16 protein-coding genes are annotated in these 17635 nt (G+C 70.4%); 7 read left to right on the top strand and 9 right to left on the bottom strand.

The window, feature by feature from the left end; translation table 11 throughout:
* The first annotated feature begins 71 nt into the window (after positions 1–71).
* From AB5J55_RS39025 to AB5J55_RS39015, 3 genes are all read left to right on the top strand, one after another.
* On the top strand, positions 72–1577 hold the full coding sequence (locus tag AB5J55_RS39025; protein WP_369275160.1) for an APC family permease: 1506 nt from the start codon (positions 72–74) through the stop codon (positions 1575–1577).
* A 21-nt stretch (positions 1578–1598) separates the two neighbouring features.
* Positions 1599–3233: an amidohydrolase gene (locus tag AB5J55_RS39020; RefSeq protein ID WP_369275159.1), complete on the top strand. Its 1635-nt coding sequence runs from the start codon at positions 1599–1601 to the stop codon at positions 3231–3233.
* Positions 3234–3522: 289 nt separating this feature from the next.
* Positions 3523–5253: a hypothetical protein gene (locus tag AB5J55_RS39015; protein WP_369275158.1), complete on the top strand. Its 1731-nt coding sequence runs from the start codon at positions 3523–3525 to the stop codon at positions 5251–5253.
* Positions 5254–5328: 75 nt separating this feature from the next.
* Here AB5J55_RS39015 and AB5J55_RS39010 read toward each other — a convergent pair whose 3' ends face one another.
* The 6 genes from AB5J55_RS39010 to AB5J55_RS38985 all read right to left on the bottom strand — a co-directional run bounded on the left by AB5J55_RS39010 (position 5329) and on the right by AB5J55_RS38985 (position 10958).
* Positions 5329–6573 carry a cytochrome P450 gene (locus AB5J55_RS39010; protein WP_369275157.1) on the bottom strand — a complete coding sequence of 415 codons (1245 nt, stop codon included), beginning with the start codon at positions 6571–6573 and terminating at the stop codon, positions 5329–5331.
* Entirely contained in the window at positions 6570–7175 is a 606-nt protein-coding gene (locus tag AB5J55_RS39005) for an ATP/GTP-binding protein (protein ID WP_369275156.1), read from the bottom strand. The genes AB5J55_RS39010 and AB5J55_RS39005 overlap by 4 nt, the downstream gene beginning before the upstream one ends.
* Positions 7156–7527, bottom strand: a complete 372-nt coding sequence (locus AB5J55_RS39000; protein WP_369275155.1) for a DUF742 domain-containing protein — start codon at positions 7525–7527, stop codon at positions 7156–7158. The genes AB5J55_RS39005 and AB5J55_RS39000 overlap by 20 nt, the downstream gene beginning before the upstream one ends.
* Entirely contained in the window at positions 7524–7934 is a 411-nt protein-coding gene (locus AB5J55_RS38995; RefSeq protein WP_328420191.1) for a roadblock/LC7 domain-containing protein, read from the bottom strand. The genes AB5J55_RS39000 and AB5J55_RS38995 overlap by 4 nt, the downstream gene beginning before the upstream one ends.
* 5 nt (positions 7935–7939) lie before the next feature.
* Positions 7940–9667, bottom strand: coding sequence for an ATP-binding protein (locus AB5J55_RS38990; protein WP_369275154.1), 1728 nt, complete (start codon positions 9665–9667; stop codon positions 7940–7942).
* A 277-nt stretch (positions 9668–9944) separates the two neighbouring features.
* The gene (locus AB5J55_RS38985; RefSeq protein WP_369275153.1) at positions 9945–10958 is read right to left on the bottom strand and encodes a GlxA family transcriptional regulator; all 1014 of its coding nucleotides are present in this window, start codon (positions 10956–10958) and stop codon (positions 9945–9947) included.
* 71 nt (positions 10959–11029) lie between these two features.
* On the opposite strand from AB5J55_RS38985, the gene AB5J55_RS38980 reads away from it, so the two are divergent.
* Positions 11030–11980: an NADP-dependent oxidoreductase gene (locus AB5J55_RS38980; protein WP_369275152.1), complete on the top strand. Its 951-nt coding sequence runs from the start codon at positions 11030–11032 to the stop codon at positions 11978–11980.
* Between the two features lie 27 nt (positions 11981–12007).
* Here AB5J55_RS38980 and AB5J55_RS38975 read toward each other — a convergent pair whose 3' ends face one another.
* Entirely contained in the window at positions 12008–13114 is a 1107-nt protein-coding gene (locus AB5J55_RS38975) for an NAD(P)-dependent alcohol dehydrogenase (RefSeq protein ID WP_369275151.1), read from the bottom strand.
* Between the two features lie 25 nt (positions 13115–13139).
* The gene (locus AB5J55_RS38970) at positions 13140–14591 is read right to left on the bottom strand and encodes an aldehyde dehydrogenase (protein ID WP_369275150.1); all 1452 of its coding nucleotides are present in this window, start codon (positions 14589–14591) and stop codon (positions 13140–13142) included.
* A 103-nt stretch (positions 14592–14694) separates the two neighbouring features.
* Here AB5J55_RS38970 and AB5J55_RS38965 point away from each other — a divergent pair, with 103 nt between their 5' ends.
* Both AB5J55_RS38965 and AB5J55_RS38960 read left to right on the top strand, forming a co-directional pair.
* Positions 14695–15132, top strand: a complete 438-nt coding sequence (locus AB5J55_RS38965; protein ID WP_369275149.1) for a MarR family winged helix-turn-helix transcriptional regulator — start codon at positions 14695–14697, stop codon at positions 15130–15132.
* A 167-nt stretch (positions 15133–15299) separates the two neighbouring features.
* Positions 15300–15680 carry an anti-sigma factor antagonist gene (locus AB5J55_RS38960; RefSeq protein WP_369275148.1) on the top strand — a complete coding sequence of 127 codons (381 nt, stop codon included), beginning with the start codon at positions 15300–15302 and terminating at the stop codon, positions 15678–15680.
* Between the two features lie 48 nt (positions 15681–15728).
* Here AB5J55_RS38960 and AB5J55_RS38955 read toward each other — a convergent pair whose 3' ends face one another.
* Positions 15729–16682 carry a ribose-phosphate diphosphokinase gene (locus tag AB5J55_RS38955; protein WP_369275147.1) on the bottom strand — a complete coding sequence of 318 codons (954 nt, stop codon included), beginning with the start codon at positions 16680–16682 and terminating at the stop codon, positions 15729–15731.
* A gap of 181 nt (positions 16683–16863) precedes the next feature.
* Here AB5J55_RS38955 and AB5J55_RS38950 point away from each other — a divergent pair, with 181 nt between their 5' ends.
* Positions 16864–17526: a DUF4230 domain-containing protein gene (locus tag AB5J55_RS38950; protein ID WP_369275146.1), complete on the top strand. Its 663-nt coding sequence runs from the start codon at positions 16864–16866 to the stop codon at positions 17524–17526.
* Positions 17527–17635: the final 109 nt, after the last annotated feature.

Raw genomic sequence — 17635 nt, 5'->3', positions numbered from 1 at the left:
TAACCCCCCGAACAGTTTCATGTCCGCTCATCGGGGCCGCCCAGGCCCCCCGGTGCGAGCGGAGACCGGCCATGTCCGACAACCCCTACAGCGTCGACCCTCCCGCGCGGCCCGAGCTGCGCAAGTCCCTCGGCGTCCTGGACGGCGTCGCGATCGCGGCGTCCAGCACGGCCGCGACCACCAGCATCGGCATCGGGCTCGGTGTCACGGCCGGCGTGGTCGGGCTGCATCTGCCGGCGATCATGCTGCTGGCGTTCCTGCCGGTCCTGGGCATCGCGGGCGCCTTCTCCCGGCTGAACAAGGTCGAGCCGAACGCGGGCAACGGCTATGTGTGGGTGGGCCGTTCACTCACGCCCTGGCTGGGCTTCATGGTCGGCTGGGTGAACCTCGTGGCCGTGCTGGCGTTCCTCGCGTACACCACCGCGGTCACCGGTTCGGCCCTGCTCCAGCTGGCCGGGGACGCGGGGCTGCACCGGGTGGGCGGCCTCGCGCTGGACCCGGGTTCGACCGCACAGACGACGGCGGTCGGCATCCTGGTCCTGGTGGCGGTCACGCTGACCGCCGTGACCGGCATCCGCAGCGCCGCGCGCCTCCAGGCCGGGCTGCTGGTCTTCGAGTACGTCGTCCTGCTGGGCTTTTGCGGATACGGCCTCGTCACCGGCCCGCACGACTTCAGCCTGAGCTGGTTCGACCCGTTCGCGATCCCCTCGGCGACGGCGCTCGCGCAGGGGCTGCTGCTGTCGGTGTTCTGCTACTGGGGCTTCGAGTCGGCGTTCAGCGTCAACGAGGAGGTCCGCGACCCGCGCGACGCCTCCCGGGCCGGGATCACGACCTTGTTCACCATGCTGGGCCTGTTCCTGCTCGGCTCGGTCGCCTTCCAACGCGTCCTGTCCGAGGAGGAGTTGGTCGGCCACGGCGCCGAGGGCCTGGCCTTCTTCGGCGACCGGCTGGCGTCCCAGCCATGGGCGGTGCTCCCCCTGATCGCCCTGATGTTCTCGGCGGTCGCCTCCCTGCAGGCCGGGGTGATTCCCACGGCCCGGGCGATGTTCGCGATGAGCCGGGACCGTACGCTCGGGCCGGTGTGGTCCAAGGTCAGCCCCCGGTACGGCACTCCGGCCGCCGGGACGGTGCTCATCGGCGCGCTCGCGGCGGTGGTCGCGGGACTGGCGCTGGTCATCCCCCGGCTCGCGGACATGATCATGGCGACGGTGAGCGCCGTGGGCATCGTGGTCGCCCTGTCCTACGCCCTCACGGCCATCGCGGCCGCCGTGCGCTTCCGCTCCCTGCTGCGCGAGGACTGGCGCGAGGGCATACGGGCGGTCGTGCTCCCCTCGCTGAGCGCGGCGGCACTGCTCGGCCTCGGGGGCTACCTCGGCTGGTCGTTCTACACCTCCGCCGACCACTTCGAAATCAGCGCGGACAACGGCTGGTTCCTGCTGGCCACTCCCCTGGCGATGATCGCGTCCGGCTTCGTGGCGGCCGCCTGGGCCAAGTGGGTGCGCAGGTCGCCGTACTTCCGCACCGGCAGGGGCACCGACGCCGACGCGCCCCAGCTCATCGCCACCTCCTCCCGATAACCCCCTACCAGGAAGCGGACCATGCACGCAGATCTCCTCTTCACCGGCGGTCCCGTCCTCACTCCCGAGGGCCGCACCGCGACCGCCGTGGCCGTCACCGGCGACCGCATCACTGCCGTAGGGCGGGAGGAGGTGCACGATCTCGCCGGACCGCGGACGGAGGTGGTGGACCTCGCCGGACGGCTGCTGCTGCCCGGATTCCAGGACGCGCACGTGCATCCGGTGCCGGCGGGGCTGGAGCTCACCCAGTGCGACCTGACCGGGGCGCGGACGGCGGACGAGACCCTCGCCGCGGTGCGCGCGTACGCCGACGCGCATTGCGAACGGGAGTGGATCACCGGCGGCGGCTGGTCGATGGAGGCGTTCGAGGGCGGTACGCCGACGAAGGAGCTGCTGGACGCGGTGGTGCCCCACCGGCCGGTCTACCTGCCCAACCGCGACCATCACGGCGCCTGGGTCAACAGCCGCGCCCTGGCGCTCGCGGGCATCACACGCGACACACCCGACCCGGCCGACGGACGGATCGACCGGGACGCCTCCGGCGAGCCGAGCGGAACCCTGCAGGAGGGGGCGATGCAGCTGGTGGGGCGGCTCACCCCGCCCGCCACCGCGGCCGACCGGGTGGCGGCCCTGCTGCACGCCCAGCGGCATCTGCACGCGCTCGGCATCACGGCCTGGCAGGACGCGCTGGTCGGTGACTTCCTCGGCATGGACGACCCGTCACAGGCGTATCTGACGGCCGCGCGGGACGGCTCGCTCACCGCCCGCGTCGTCGGGGCACTGTGGTGGGACCGCGAGCGCGGCGCCGAGCAGATTCCCGAACTGGTCGAGAAGCGGGCGGCGTTGAGCCATGGCCGCTTCCGCGCGGGGACCGTCAAGCTGATGCTGGACGGCGTCGCCGAGACCGGGACGGCGGCGCTGCTTGAGCCCTACCTCGACAAATGCGGCTGCGCGACCGCCAACCGGGGCACCAGCTTCATCGACGCGGGGCAACTGCCCAAGTACGTAGCCGAGTTGGACGCGTTGCGCTTCCAGTGCCACTTCCACGCCCTGGGCGACCGGGCCGTACGCGACGCGCTGGACGCGATCGAGGCGGCACGGACCGCGAACGGACCGAGCGACACGCGACCCCACCTGGCCCATCTCCAGGTCGTCCAGCCGGCGGACGTGCCACGCTTCGCCCGGCTCGGGGCCACGGCGAACATCCAACCGCTGTGGGCCGCGCACGAACCGCAGATGGACGAGTTGACGATTCCGTTCCTGGGGCCCGAACGCGCCGCGTGGCAGTACCCGTTCGGCGCGCTGCTGCGCTCCGGCGCCCGGCTCGCGGCCGGCAGCGACTGGCCGGTGAGCAGCCCCGATCCGCTGCATGGCATCCACGTGGCGGTCAACCGGCTGGCGCCGGGTGGGGGCGACACGCCGGTGTTCCTGCCCGGCGAACGCATCGGACTCGCCGAGGCGTTGACCGCCTACACGGCGGGCTCGGCGTATGTGAACCACCTCGACGACACAGGCGAGATTCGTGCAGGAGCGCTGGCGGATCTCGTGGTCCTGGACCGCGATCCGTTCAACGGGCCGGCCGGGGAGATCGCGGAGACGCGTGTAGCTGTCACTTACGTCGGGGGCGCGCGAGTATACGCAGCTCAGGAGGCTTGAGCAGTAACGGAGATCACGGTCCGGTTACGCGTAGATCATTTACGGCCTGGGCAGTCTGGTAGCGCTTTTCGATTCAACTTACGCATCGGGAAGGTGAGTTCGAGTGAGCGGGCGGCCGTGCGGCCGCCCGCCCGCAGGGCGGGGAGACCTCGTGCCACGTCCCCCGAAACCTGGGTCCGGCTGTTCGGCGAGGCCATCGCGGAATGTACGGAAGCTTCTCGGACACGACCGGCCGACCACCACGGCCGGTCGATTCGCTGCCAGGACCACAGCTTGAAGGGAGACCGGTGTGAAATCTCGAGTCGTAGGCGGCGGTCCGGAGATATCCACCGACAGCCTGCTCCCGGGGCAGCCGAGCGACCGGCTCCGGCCGGCGGAGGCGGGGAACGCCCTGGCCGACCTCTTCGCTCGGCACATCAATGGGCGCACGGACGAGTACCGGGATTGCGAGAACGCCGCTCAGCAGCGGCTGGACGCTTTCGGATCCCCTCGCGCCGGCACCACGCTGCATGTCAAGGGAGCCCTCAACTCGGCGCCGCACGCGTTCGTCCCGCCCGACGCGGAGGGCAACGCCAGGTTGAGGCGGCTCGATGCCAGCCTGCGCGTGATCGAAGCAGCCTTCCCCCAGGTCAGCACCGATATCGAGGTCTGCCTACTGACGTGCGCGATGCTGGAGGGAGCCTGGCGGAGCCGGGCGCTCACCCCGCCGCGCGAGGAGGAGCGGGAAACCTCCTGCGCCTGCCCTCTGTGCCGTCGGCTGCCCACACCCCCCGCGCGCACGCTGGCCGACTACGACTGGCGGCAGAGCGCCGGCCGTCCCCTCACCGTCAAGACCTGGCCCTACCACCAGGAACTCGACAGCGTCCTGACCGGTGGATGGGTCCTGGCCCGGCAGATGAACGACCTCGAGCGCGACCTCGGCTACCGCCATCGCTTCGAGGACGACATCCTGCTCTTCCATGAATACAAACGCGTGATCGACACGATAGACACCACGCAGCTCACCCAACTCATCGAAGGCCGCCTGGCCGAGAGTTTCAGCACCAACACCGCACGGGCCCTGGTCTGCGGACTCTACGCGGCCCACAAGCGATCCGCGGACGAGTCCTGGCTCCAGCGGCACCACGCCGGCAGCGTCACACTCCCCCAGACCAACCCGCTCAGCCAGAGCACCTACTCACTGCTGCAGATGATGGACTGCCTGTTCTGGCACGTCTCACCCGACACCGAACTCTGGCAGGAGGAACACCTCGCCTCCCTGCTGCTGTGCCGGGTCATCGACGACATGGTCGACGTGCGGGCCGACGCCCTCACCGGCGAGATCAGCAACTTCTGGCTCGCCGACATGCCCGCCCACACCAAGGCCCTCTACGCCGCCTGCGCCATCGCCGTGGTCAAGTACGGCTGCATGCCCGAGTCGCACACCCCGATGTGGAACACCTGGCTGATGCCCAGCACCATCGTCTGGCTGGGGCTCACGGGCCGCCACGCCCTGTGGTTCGACGGCATCACCCAGGGGCTTCCCCCGGCCCAGGACTGCCCGCTGTGCGACCTGCAGCCCAACGCGTGCACCGGCATCCTCACCCACGGCACCACCCTCACCATCGCCCCGCGGCCCACCGCACCAACTCTGAGCGCCCGGGCCGCCGAGCTGTCCGCACGCTGCCGAGACCAATTCCCCCAGGCATCGGCCCTCTTCGACGCCGAGCTCCATGCCTTCGAGGCGCTGCACGGCCCCTGGCGCGGCAACACCGACAGCACCTGGGAGATCCTGCGCCGCACGTACATCGCCGCCGTGGTGGCATCCAGCGGCACACCGTCCACGGCCCGCGCCCGTGAGATCCAACAGGACTCCGGCGCAGTCGGATCCGAGTTCTTCTACGCCCTGTACGAGCCGCAGACCGGGCGGGAGGACACCGCACTGCTCGCCTACATGTTCGGCTGCGCCCACCCGCATTTCCTCTGGAACACCACGGGTTACCGTCCCACGGACGTCGCAGGCGACTGGCTCGACGGCTGACGCCTCGATCCCGTTCCTGAGGCTCAGCAGTGCGAGAGGACGCCGCTGCCCGGCATGGCAGCGGCGTCCGAGTGCCTATACCTCGAACTCGACCGGCAGGCTGTCCAGCAGGGACATCCATGTGGACGCGGTCGAGGTGAGCTCCTCCGGCGGCACGGCCAGTTGCAGGCCCGGCAGACGGTGCAGAAGCACGTCCACCGCGATCTCGATGATGGACATCCCGATGTTCTGACCGGGGCACTCGTGCGGGCCCGCGCCGAACGCCAGGTGCGCCTGGTTGCCGTGCACCGAGACACCCGGGTCGGGCCGGATCTCGGGGTCGACGTTGCCCGGGGCGAGACCGAGAACGAGCAGGTCGCCCTCCTCGATGCGGTGCCCGCCCAGTTCGACATCGCTGGCGGCGAAGCGCCCCGGCAGGACGGCCAGCGGCGGAGAGTTCCACATGGCCTCCTCAACCAGCGCCGAGATGTTCAGCTCACCGCTGACCAGCCCGGCGAGCCGGGAGGCGTCGGTCAGGATGAGCTCCAGGACCCGGGCCAGCAGGCTGGTCGTGACGTGCGCGGCGATCAGCACCGCGCGCAGATGGGCCACGACCTCGTCGTGGTCGAGCCCCGCGTGATGCTCCAGCAGGCCGGTGGCGAGGTCGGAGCCGGGTTCGGACCGCCTGCGCTCGGCGAGTTCACCGAAAATCTCCCTGATCACGCCGTCGTGCGTGACCGCGTCCTCGCCGCCCTTCATCACCTGGGCGCAGGACTCGACCAGGCGACGCCCTTCCGCCTCGGCAAGCCCCAGAATGCGGGCGGTCACGAGCATCGGCAGGTAGTCGGCGTAGTCCGCCACCAGATCGGCGCGGCCGGAGTCCGCGAACGCGTCGATCTGCTTGTTGGCGAAGTACGTGGCGTGGCGCCGGACACCGCGGTCGGCGGCGGACTGCAGCCCGTCGCTGACGGCACCGCGCAGTCGCCGGTGCGCCTCGCCGTCCTGGGACACGCAGTCGGGGCGCCAGGCGAGCATCGGAACCAACGGAGAGTTCTCCGCCACCCGGCCCTCCCGCCAGTCCCGCCAGATCCGCGCGTCGCGAGGGAACTGGAGGGGATTGTCGAGCACACGCCGGCTGTCCCGGTAGCCCAGCACGAGCCAGGCGGGGATGTCGCCCTCCAGCAGCACCGGCGCGACGGAGCCGTGCTCCTTGCGCAGCCGCTCGTAGATGCCGGCCGGGTCGGTCGCCGCCTCCGGGCCGAACAGCCGGGTGAGCTCGGTGTCATGGCCGAAGGGGCAACCGCGGGGCGCATCGGGATCGTTTAAGGGCTGGGCGTTCATCGGGACTCCAGGGCGACGGCGGAGCGTTCCTTCAAGTGACGTATCAGGGCGACGAGGACGTCACGGCTGGAGGCCCGGTCGCGGGCGTCGCAGGCCACCACCGGGGTGTGCGAGGAGATGTCGAGGGCGTCCCTGATCTCCTCGACGGGATAGTCCTTGGAGTCGGGGAAGACGTTCAGCGCGACGACGAACGGCACGTTCTGCCGCTCCATCTCCTCGATCGCCCGGAAGCTGGAGGCGAGCCGACGGGTGTCGACCAGGACGATCGCACCGAGCGCGCCCTTGAACAGGCCGTTCCACAGAAACCAGAACCGCTCCTGGCCGGGCGTGCCGAACAGGTACAGCGTCAGGCTGTCGTTGAGGCCGATCTTGCCGAAGTCCAGGCTGACGGTGGTCTCCGTCTTGTCGGCGACACCGATGAGGTGGTCGACGTCGGCACTGGCCTGGGTGAGCGTCTCCTCGGTGGTGAGCGGCTTGATGTCGCTGACCGACCGGACCATGGTGGTCTTCCCGGTGCCGAAGCCGCCGGCGATCATCACCTTCACCGAGCGGGTGCCCCCGGCACCGGGCCCGCCCGGCTGGTCAAAGCCTTTCAAGTCCACTGAGTACCTCCTCAAGGAGCGCGAGGTCGGGCCCGCGGCCGGCGTGGTGTGCCGGGATGGGGTCACGGGCTTCGACGTGGCCTGCCTCCAGCAGATCCGTCAGCAGCACCGCGAGAATGTTGAAGGGCAATCCGAGATGGGCGCCGAGTTCGGCCACCGACAGCGGATCGCGGCAGCGCCGGAGGATCTCCTCGTGCTCGTGCTGCAACCCCGGTGCGGGGGCGGTACGGGAGACGATGAGGGTCGCCACATCGAGGCTCGACGCCGAACCGCCCGGCCCGCTACGGCCCCGGGTGAGGACGTAGTAGCGCTCGAGACCGGACGGGTTCGTGGGCCGGCGGGGAGCACTCATCCAGAGTGCTCCTCCTGGCGCGGAGTGGTCCCGAGCAGTTCGCCCATCCTGCGCGCCAGGTCCCTCATCTGATGGCCGAGCAGGCCCTGGTCGAGGCCTTCCCGGGCGAGGACGCCGAGATAGGTCTCCACCCCGGCCCGGACGACGAAGAGGTGGCCGCCGTCGACCTCGATCATTGCCAGCCTGAGCTGCCCCGCGTACTTGGGAAACTGCTCGGCGACCGGTTGGGCCAGTGCCTGCAGCCCGGCCACGACGGCCGCGAAGCGGTCCACGTCGTCGGGGTCCTCGGCGCCGTAGGAGGTGATGGCCTTGCCGTCGCTGGAGGCCACCAGGGCGAAGTTGATCTCCTGGATGCTCTCCACCAGGTCGCGGAGCGCCCAGCTCACGTCGGTTCCCTGTTGCGTCATGGGGACTAGTCGCTCTCTTCAGTGCTGTGCGGCTCGGTGGACTCGCGGCCGTCGGCCGACCCGCCTTCCTCGCCGGGCTCGCGGCCCGCGGTGGCGAAGGCGGCAAGGCCTGCGAAGGACGCGTCGGGCGGCACGGCGACGACGGAGGTCGTGTCGTCGTCCCGCTCCGGACGCCCGGCCGGCTCGTGGCGGGCCTCCTCGTTCCGCTTGCTGCGCCGACGGGGCAGGCCGCCGGGCGTGGTGTCCACGGCGTCGCCGAAGTCGGCCGAGGCCGTTTCGGCGGCGGCCGGCTCGCGTGCCGGGGCCACGGCGCCGACCGGTGCCGTCGGGGCGGTCGCCGCCGCGGTGGCGGAGGCGGCCGCGGGCAGCGGGCTGAAGTACTTGTGCGGGACCACGACCACCACCGAGGTGCCCAGCCACGGCGAGTCCGCGAACGTGACACGGATGCCGTACCGGCGGGCGAGGATGCCGACGACGCGCAGACCGATGTTCGCGTCCTCCGAGATGCCGCCGAGACCCGCGCCCTGCGCGGTGCCCGACAGAGCGTGCTCGGCCTCGCGCTTCTTCTCCTCGCTCAGACCCTTTCCGGAGTCCTGGATCTCGATGCCTACGCCGTTCGGGACCTCCTTGCCGGAGACGACGACCGGCTCGGTGGGCGGCGAGTAGCGGGCGGCGTTGTCCAGCAGGTGGGCGAAGATCAGCGTGAGGTGGTCCACCAGACCGCCGTCGACACCGAGTTCGGGCAGGTGGCGTACGTCGATCCGGTGGAAGTCCTTGATCCGGCCGATGCCGCCGCGGACCACGCTGAGCAGGCGCTGCGGCTCCTGCCACTGCCGGCCGGGCCGGTCGGAGCCGCCGAGGACGGTGACGCTGGCGGCGAGACAGTCGGCGGGGCCGATCGCCTGGTCGAGCTCCATCAGGCCCCGGGCGACGGCGGGCAGCCGGCCGTGTTCGCCCTGGAGGTCGTGCAGCCGGCCGCGGAGCTTGCTGGTCAGGACGTGGATGCGGCTGCCGATGCCGACCACGGCGTGCTCGGCGGCGGTGGAGCGGTTGAACTCCTCCTCGACGCCGACCAGCGAGGTGCGCAGGATCCTGCGCAGGTGTGCCTGCAGCTCGGCGCTGACCTTCGCGCACTGGTTGACGCTCGGCAGGATGTCGTCGATGGCCTCGCCCTCGCGCAACTGGCGCAGCGCCTCGGGCAGTTGCTCGTCGGCGAGCCGGGCGACCGCGGCGAGCTGGTGGGCGAGCTGCTCCTGCCAGACCTCGGCCTGGTCGGCGAGCTGGGCCTCATAGGACTTGGCCTGGGCGGCGATCCGCTCCTCGTAGGAGGCGCTCTCCTGGGCCAGGCGCTCCTCGTAGGAGCGGGCCTGCTCGGCCAGTTGGGCCTCATAGGCGCCGGACTGCTCGACGAGCCGGTTCTCCAGGGCGCCGCGCTCGGCGCTGTACTTCCGCTCCAGGCCGGCGACATGCTGCTGCCACTGCTGCGAGTGCTCGGCCTGCGAGGTGCGGAAGTCGCCCTCGGACCGGTGCAGTTGCGTCCGGGTGCGGAGCAGGAGCCGTACACACACGGTGCTGGCTGCGGTCGCGGCGACACCGGCGATGCCGGCGGTTATTCGCTCCGAGCTCATGAACGTGGCGGCAACGGTCCCACCTCCTAAAGCCAGTGGCATCAGCCACCAGCTGTACCAGGCGACAGGGGGCCGCGCCGCCGGGGGCGGAGTGGCGAGTTCCATCTGCATCCTTCGAGGCGACGATCAAACAAGGGGGGGGTGTGCTGGGCGATCGCACTCATGAGTACGCACCGCAAGTTGACCGATCGCGACCGAGTCAACTCGCAGTGCCGAACGGGAGCTTATCGGGTTTGAACGCGAAAGGATCAACCACGAAGTTCGGCGGACGTGAGTATTCCGTCACTGTCAGCCAAGCGAACGAACGTCGACAAATGCCTTTACTGACCAGCACAGTTGACCAAACCGGTCACCGCGCCGGGACGGAGAGGCAGCGGGGAGGCTATTGAGCGGCGGTCGTCTGGAACGTACGGCGATACGCCTGCGGTGACACCCCGATCGCCGCGTGCAGATGCTGGCGCAATGAGGCGCCCGTGGCGAAGCCGACCTGGCCGGCGATCCGGTCCACCGAGAGGTCGCTGGACTCGAGCAGGTGCCGGGCGCGGGCGACGCGCTGCTGGATCAGCCAGCGGCCGGGACTCATGCCGACCTCGTCACTGAAGCGGCGGGCGAAGGTGCGCAGGCTCATCCGGGCGTGGCCGGCGAGGTCGGCCAGGGTGAGCGGTTCGGCGAGGCGCTCCAGGGCCCAGGAGCGGGTGGCGGCGGTGCTCGCGGCTCCGCTCTCGGGAACGGGCTGCTCGATGTACTGGGCCTGGCCGCCGTCCCGGAAGGGGGGCACGACACAGCGCCGGGCGACCGCGTTGGCCAGTTCGCTGCCATGGTCGGTGCGGACGATGTGGAGGCAGACGTCGACGCCGGAGGCGGCGCCCGCCGAGGTGAGGATCCGGCCGTCGTGGACGAAGAGGACGTCCGGGTCGAGGTCGACGTGCGGGTACCGGCGCCGGAACGGTTCGGTCACCTGCCAGTGCGTGGTGGCCCGGCGGCCGTCGAGGAGGCCCGCCGCGGCTAGGACGAAGGCGGCGGTGCAGATCGACACGATGCGTGCGTCCGGGCGGATCCGCGCGAGCGCGCCGGCGACCTCGGGGGGCAGCTCCAGGGGGATGTACGGGACGGCCATGGAGGCGACCACCACGGTGTCGGCGGTGGCTAGGATCTCCGGGCCGTGCTGCACACCGATCGTGAAGTCGGCGTTGCTGTGCACCGGTCCGCCGTCGACGCTGCAGGTCAGCACCTCGTACCGGCCGTCGGCCGCGCCGAAGATCCGGCTGGGGATGCCCAGCTCGAAGGGGTAGACGCCGTCCAGGGCCAGCACCACGACGCGCTCCACCCGACCGTCACCACGTCGCTCACCGTTGCGGTCACCCTGCCGCCGCTCACCACACTGCTCCTCACGCATGGCACGATCCTATCGAAGGTTGGCAATCGTGCCATTTCCCGAGGCGGCGGCTCCCGGCAGGCTGGTTCACCATGAGCAATGTGAACACGATGCGAGCCATCAGCCAGGACGTTCTCGGCGGTCCCGAGGTCCTGAAGGAAGTGGAAGTTCAGCGCCCCACCCCGCGCCCCAACGAGGTACTGGTCCGCGTACGAGCCGCCGGCCTCAACCCGACCGACTGGAAGCACCGCGACAACGGCGGGTTCCTGGGCGAGCCGCCCTTCGTCCTGGGCTGGGACGTCTCCGGCGTGGTCGAGGCGGTCGGCATCGGCGTCGTCCGGTTCCGGCCCGGCGACGAGGTCTTCGGCATGCTGTCCTACCCGTTCGGCCACGGCTCGCACGCCGAGTACGTCACCGCACCGGCGCGCGTCTTCGCGCACAAGCCGGTTTCGGTCGACCACATCCAGGCGGGCGCTCTGCCGCTGGTCTCCCTCACCGCCTGGCAGGCCCTGGTCGAGTACGCGGACGTGCAGCCGGGGCAGCGGGTACTGATCCACGCGGCCGCCGGCGGGGTCGGGCACGTGGCCGTGCAGATCGCCAAGGCGCGGGGCGCGTATGTGATCGGCACGGCGAGCGCGGGCAAGCACGAGTTCCTGCGGGGCCTGGGCGCGGACGAGCTGATCGACTACCGGGAGACGGACTTCGCCGAGGTCGCGAAGGACGTGGACGTCGTCCTGGACACCCTCGGCGGTGAGACGTCGGTGCGCTCGCTGAGCGTGCTGCGCCCGGGCGGCGTCGTCGTCTCGATCCTGCCGGTCGGTTCTGACGACTTCTACGAGGAGGCCGAGCGGCTCGGCGTCCGGGCGCTGCGGATGCTCGTGGACTCCGACCGCGCCGACCTGCGGGCGATCGCGGACCTGGTCGACAAGGGCCAGTTGCGGGCCGAGATCGCCGGCACGTTCCCGTTGGCCGATGCCGCCGAGGCGCATGCCCTGGGCGACACCGGCCGGACCACGGGGAAGCTGGTCCTGACGGTCGACTGAGGCAGTTCGGCCGGCTGGCCGGCCGGGTCAGAACGTCAGCACGGGCTTGATCGCCTTGCCCGCGCCCATGTCCCGCACCGCCTGGTCGATGTCCGCGAACGGATAGGTGCTGATCAGGCGGTGCAGCGGGAGCCGCCCTTCCTTCACGAGCCGGACCAGGGCGGGGATGAAGGTCCGCGTCTCGGCGTCGCCGAGGGTGAGGCCGACGATCCGCTTGCCGCCGAGCAGTCCGTTGACGTCCAGGGCGACCTCGGTGCCGAACGGCGGGGCGCCCACGACGACCAGGGTGCCGCGGGCGGCGAGCGCGTCGACACCCTGGCGCAGGACGCCGACGTTGCCCGTGGTCTCCACGACCCCGTCGGCGCCCTGGCCTCCGGTGATCTCGGCGAGTGCCTCGCCGAGGTCTGCCGCGGCGGCGTCGACGGTGTGGGTTGCGCCCAACTCCCGGGCCAGCGACAGGCGTTCTGCGACCCGGTCGACGGCGACGATGTCGGTGGCCGGGGTGAGGGCGGCGGCCATGACGGCGGAGAGGCCGACGGCTCCCGCGCCGAGGACGACGACGGTGCTGCCGGTGACCGGCTTCAGCACGTTCCATACGGCGCCGACTCCGGTCTGCACCCCGCAGCCGAGCGGAGCGATCAAGGCCGGCGGCACCTCCGGGTCGACCTTCACCAGACTGCGTTCGTCCACCAACGCCCGCTCGGCGAAGGACGACTGGCCGAAGAAGTGCCCGCCCAGCTCGTCGCCGCCCCGACTGATGGTGCTGCTGCCGTCCGCCCGCCGTCCGCCGAGGAGGTTCAGCGGCAGCCAGGTCGCACAGTACGCCGGGTGCCCGCCACGGCAGTTGCGGCAGTCACCGCACGAGGTGAAGGACAGCACGACATGGTCGCCCGGCGCGACGCCGGTCACCGCCGGGCCGACGGCCTCGACGACGCCCGCGCCCTCGTGTCCGAGGACACCGGGAAGGGGGAAGGGCAGTCCGCCGCTCGCCACGCCGAGGTCCGTGTGACACAGACCGGTCGCCACCATGCGGACGACGGCCTCGTGCGGTCCGGGCTCGTCGAGCTCGACGTCGGAGAGGGTGAAGGGGGCTCCGCCGGACTCGACGACGGCGGCACGGGTGGGGATGGACATCGTACGAACTCCTTGGCAGGGGCGCTCAGTCGAGCGAGACGACGACGGACTTGGTCGTGGTGTAGGCGTCGAGCGCCTCGGGCCCGTACTCCCGGCCGAATCCGGAGTCCTTGACCCCGCCGAAGGGGACCGCGGGGTCGAGCATCGCCCAGTCGTTGACCCAGACGATGCCTGCCTGGAGCCGGTCGGCGACCCGGTGGGCACGGGCCAGACTGCCGGTCTGGACGCCGGCGGCCAGTCCGTACGGCGTGGAGTTGGCCAGCTCGACGGCCTCCTCCTCGGAGTCGAAGGGCTGGACGGTGAGGACCGGGCCGAAGATCTCCTCCTGGATCACGCGGGAGTCGTTCGGCAGGTCGGCGATCACGGTGGGCTTGTAGTAGTAGCCCCCGTCGAGGTCGAGCCGCTCGCCGCCGCAGACGATGCGGCCGCCTTCCTTGCGGGCCAGCTCGACGTACTCCTCGACCTTGCGCAGATGCCGCTCCCCCGCCATCGGACCGATGACGGTCTCGGGCTTGCGGGGATCACCCAGCGGAACGCCGGGCACGGCGTCGGCGAGGATGCCGAGCAGCGTGCTGTGGACCTGGCGGGCCACCAGCAGCCGAGGTCCGCCCATGCAGAACTGCCCCGTGTTGAAGACGAACCCCTTGATGATCGCCGCGACGGCCTTCTCCAGGTCGGCGTCCTCGAACACGAGGTGGGCCGCGTTGCCACCGAGCTCCATGGTCACGGGCTTGAGCGACTCACCGGCGAGAGCGGCGACCTTGCGGCCGACCGCGGTCGAGCCGGTGAAGGCGACCTTGTCCACTCCCGAGTGCCGCAGCAGGGCCTCGCCGGCCGCGGGGCCACCGGTGACGACGTTGACGACGCCGTCGGGGACACCGGCGCGCTTGAAGAGTCCGGCCATGTACAGGGCGCTCAGCGGGGTCTCCTCCGCAGGCTTGTGCACCACCGTGTTACCGGCCGCGAGCGCCGGGGCCAGCTTCGAACCGGCCAGGATCAGAGGGAAGTTGTACGGCGTGATCGCCGCGACCACCCCGATCGGCCGGCGCCGGACGTAGGCCAGGGCGTTCATGGGCGTGTCCCGGACGGAGCCGTCCATGGAGTGGGCGAGGGCGGCGAAGTGCTCGTAGTCGTTGGCCGCGTTGGTGACGTCCACGGCATGGGCGAGCGTGATCGGCTTGCCGACGTCACGGCTCTCCAGCTCGGCGATGGTGTCGGCGTTCTCCCGGATCAGCTCGGCGACCCGGTGCAGCACCCGGCCCCGCTCGCGGCCGCTCAGCCCGGACCAGGCACCGTCGTCGAAGGCCTCCCGCGCGGCACGCACGGCCGCGTCCACGTCGGGAGCACCGGCGTCCGCGACGGTGGTGACGACAGCACCGCGGGACGGGTCGACCACCTCGGCGCGCGCTCCGTCGGCGGCCTCGCGCCACCGGCCCCCGATGAACAACCGACCGGGTTCGATCTCGAAGGTGGTCATCGCCACTCCTCAGCCTCATCGCCAAGATTTCAACCAACAGGATTCCTGTTTGTTCGCAGTCTCATTACAGACAGGATTCCTGTCAATGCTCTAGGCTGAAGTCATGCTCGACACCCAGGCAGCCAAGGCCCACCCCTCGCTTCTCTACATGGTGAAGCAGGTGGAGCTGGTCGTGCGCTCCCACCTGGACGAGCTGGTGAGGCCGTCCGGGATCACCGCCCTGCAGTACACGGCGCTCACCGTCCTGGAGCGCCACGACGGACTGTCGGCCGCACAGCTGGCCCGCGACTCCTTCGTCACGGCGCAGTCGATCGCCGATCTCGTACGGTCCCTGGAGAACCGTGGGCTGGTGCGCCGGGAGCGCAATCCCGACAATCGCCGGGAGCTGCTGATCCTGTTGACCGACGCCGCGCGTGAGCTGCTGGCGCGGCACGCGGGGCCCGTGCGGGAGCTGGAGGAGCAGATGGTGCGGGATCTCACGGCCCATCAGGCCGAGCAGTTCCGCCAGGCACTCTCCAAGGCCTGGCACGCACTGTCGTAGTCACACCCCGGACATCCCGCGAAGCCTCTGTCGCAAATCAGAGACATATGTCAATCGAACATGCTCAGATTCGCTCAATCGAGGGTAACTTGCAGTGCGGGGAACAGATTTGCGCTCACTCGGGCTGCATCCCCGCCGCACCTGAGCAGGTTGGAGGCGATGTCGTCATGCAGCAGGAACCTGCGCCGTTCAGTCGGCATCTGCGCGTCCATCGGCACCGCGAGCACACGGTGCTGGAGTTCCGCGGCGAGATCGACATCGCCGCCGCGGTGGAGATCGCCCCGTACCTGGACCGGGTGACGGCGCACCCCGACGCGCGGATCGTGATCGACCTCAGAATGGTCGAGTTCTTCGACTGCTCCGGACTGCGCCTGCTGTACCGGGCCCGCGGCCGGACGCTGGACCACGGCGGGCAGTTACACCTGGTCTGCACCCATGCGCTCACCCTGCGCGTCCTGAGGATCACCGGCCTGTCGCGGCTGCTGCCCCCGCATCCCACCCTGGACGCGGCTCTGAACCAGCCGGAGGCCACGTCCGGCACGCTTTAAGGGCCCTCGCCCCCCTGCTATCACGTCTTAGGGGCCCTCGCCCCCCTGCTATTCGGTTCCCGGCGAGTCGAACAGGGCGCTGACCGACTCCCCGTTGTGAATGCGGCGCACGGCCTCGGCGAGCGCCGGGGCGATGGACAGGATCCGCAGCTTCTCGGTGCGTTCCTCCGCCGGCACCGGCACTGTGTTGGTGCACACGATCTCCAGTACGTCGGGCTGCTCGCCGATCCGCTTCAGCGCGCCGGACGCGAACAGGCCGTGCGTACAGGCGACGCGGATCGAGCGCGGCCCCAGCTCCCGCAGCCGGTCGAGGAGCTCCAGGACCGTACTGCCCTTGGCGATCTCGTCGTCCAGGATGATGACGTCCCGCCCGGTCACCTCGCCGATGACGGAATTGATGCTGACCCGGTCGTCCGCGAACCGCTGCTTGGCACCGGCGGCGACCTGGGCGCCGATCAGCCGCGCGAACGCGGCGGCCTCCTTGGCGTTGCCGAGGTCCGGCGAGACGACTGTCGTGCGGGAGAGGTCGTACTGCCGGAAGTGAGCGGCGAGTTCGCGCAGCGCGTGCAGGTGGTCGACCGGCACCGTGAAGAAGCCGTGCACCTGGGGCGAGTGCAGCGTCATCGCGAGGACGCGACTGGCGCCGGCCGACACCATCAGGTCGGCGACGAGGCGGCCGCCGAGGGAGATGCGGGGCGCGTCCTTCTTGTCGGAGCGGGCGTAGGAGTAGTGCGGCATGACGACGGTGATCCGGCGCGCGGAAGCGCCGCGGGCGGCGTCGCACATCAGCAGCAGCTCGACGAGGTGTTCCTGGACGGGGCGGACCAGGGGCTGGATCAGGAAGACATCCCGCTCCCGGCAGTTGGCCTGGAGCTGCACCTCCAGGCAGTCGTTGGCGAACCGGCTGACCCGGCTGGGGCTGAGCGGCACCCCCAGATGCGCGCAGACCTCCGCCGCCAGTTCGGGGTGGGCACTACCGCTGAACACGGCGATCTCTCGCACGATCCGCTCCTCGAATGATCATTCCGGCTGGCGGACTCATGCTACTGACCTCGGCAGAAACGTTGCAGCGCACCCGTGAGCGTGGCTGTCACCGCCCCGTTCGGAGGTGCCAATCGGCCAACGATCCGGTCCTCCGCAGGGATCGGGGGTATGCGAAGGGCAGGGAAGGAGGAACGTCTACATGACGACTCCCATCAAGCGCATCAACAAGCGCATGCCCGGCTGGGCGAAGGTGGTGAGCGCCCTCGTACTGGTGCTCGTCGTCTTCTTCGCCGGGATCCGGTTCAGCGTGCTCCCCGGCCTCAAGGACCTGTTCGGCACCGAGACCAACGACCGCTCGGGTCCCGCACTGCTCCAGTCCATCCAGGACATGAGCCGCTACGACGCCGCCTCCGGCAATTTCCAGATCGTCGTGGATCTGGAGAAGGACGCCAAGTTCCTGCCCGACGCGATCCGCGGCTCCCGCACGCTGTACGTCGGCGCGGGCACCGTGGACGCCTATGTCGACCTCGGCAAGGTCGGCGAGGACGACGTCACGGTCAACGGCGACCGTACCTCCGCCACGCTCCGCCTGCCGCACGCCGCCCTCGGCAAACCGTCCCTCGACCCCGACCGCTCCTATGCCGTCTCCAAGCAGCGCGGTCTCCTCGACCGCCTCGGCGACGTCTTCTCGGACAACCCGAACAGCGAACAGGCCGTGCAGAAACTGGCGGTGAAGCACATCGGCGACGCGGCCAAGGACAGCGAACTGACCGCCCGCGCCGAGACCAACACCACCGGCATGCTCGAAGGCCTGCTCCACTCCCTCGGCTTCAAGGAGGTGAAGGTGACGTACGGGGCCTGATGCGTGGCACTTCGTGATGTTCCCGACGGCCCCTTCGGAGGGCTCTCGGGCGCGCCTCGGCGAAGCCACATGAAGCGTTGAGGGGGGTGCAATCGCTGGGTGCCGGAGC

The sequence above is a fragment of the Streptomyces sp. R11 genome (assembly GCF_041051905.1).
In the GTDB taxonomy this organism is placed as follows: domain Bacteria; phylum Actinomycetota; class Actinomycetes; order Streptomycetales; family Streptomycetaceae; genus Streptomyces.
The sequence above is the reverse complement of the archived record's forward strand: the minus strand, read 5'-3'. Positions and strand labels throughout refer to the sequence as shown.

Bases quoted from the DNA above. Each gene is read 5' to 3' on its own strand.
- AB5J55_RS39025 (WP_369275160.1), top strand. From the start codon at position 72: ATGTCCGACAACCCCTACAGCGTCGACCCTCCCGCGCGGCCCGAGCTG.
- AB5J55_RS39020 (WP_369275159.1), top strand. From the start codon at position 1,599: ATGCACGCAGATCTCCTCTTCACCGGCGGTCCCGTCCTCACTCCCGAG.
- AB5J55_RS39010 (WP_369275157.1), bottom strand. From the start codon at position 6,573: ATGAACGCCCAGCCCTTAAACGATCCCGATGCGCCCCGCGGTTGCCCC.
- AB5J55_RS39000 (WP_369275155.1), bottom strand. From the start codon at position 7,527: ATGAGTGCTCCCCGCCGGCCCACGAACCCGTCCGGTCTCGAGCGCTAC.
- AB5J55_RS38995 (WP_328420191.1), bottom strand. From the start codon at position 7,934: ATGACGCAACAGGGAACCGACGTGAGCTGGGCGCTCCGCGACCTGGTG.
- AB5J55_RS38990 (WP_369275154.1), bottom strand. From the start codon at position 9,667: ATGGAACTCGCCACTCCGCCCCCGGCGGCGCGGCCCCCTGTCGCCTGG.
- AB5J55_RS38985 (WP_369275153.1), bottom strand. From the start codon at position 10,958: ATGCGTGAGGAGCAGTGTGGTGAGCGGCGGCAGGGTGACCGCAACGGT.
- AB5J55_RS38980 (WP_369275152.1), top strand. From the start codon at position 11,030: ATGAGCAATGTGAACACGATGCGAGCCATCAGCCAGGACGTTCTCGGC.
- AB5J55_RS38975 (WP_369275151.1), bottom strand. From the start codon at position 13,114: ATGTCCATCCCCACCCGTGCCGCCGTCGTCGAGTCCGGCGGAGCCCCC.
- AB5J55_RS38970 (WP_369275150.1), bottom strand. From the start codon at position 14,591: ATGACCACCTTCGAGATCGAACCCGGTCGGTTGTTCATCGGGGGCCGG.
- AB5J55_RS38965 (WP_369275149.1), top strand. From the start codon at position 14,695: ATGCTCGACACCCAGGCAGCCAAGGCCCACCCCTCGCTTCTCTACATG.
- AB5J55_RS38960 (WP_369275148.1), top strand. From the start codon at position 15,300: ATGCAGCAGGAACCTGCGCCGTTCAGTCGGCATCTGCGCGTCCATCGG.
- AB5J55_RS38950 (WP_369275146.1), top strand. From the start codon at position 16,864: ATGACGACTCCCATCAAGCGCATCAACAAGCGCATGCCCGGCTGGGCG.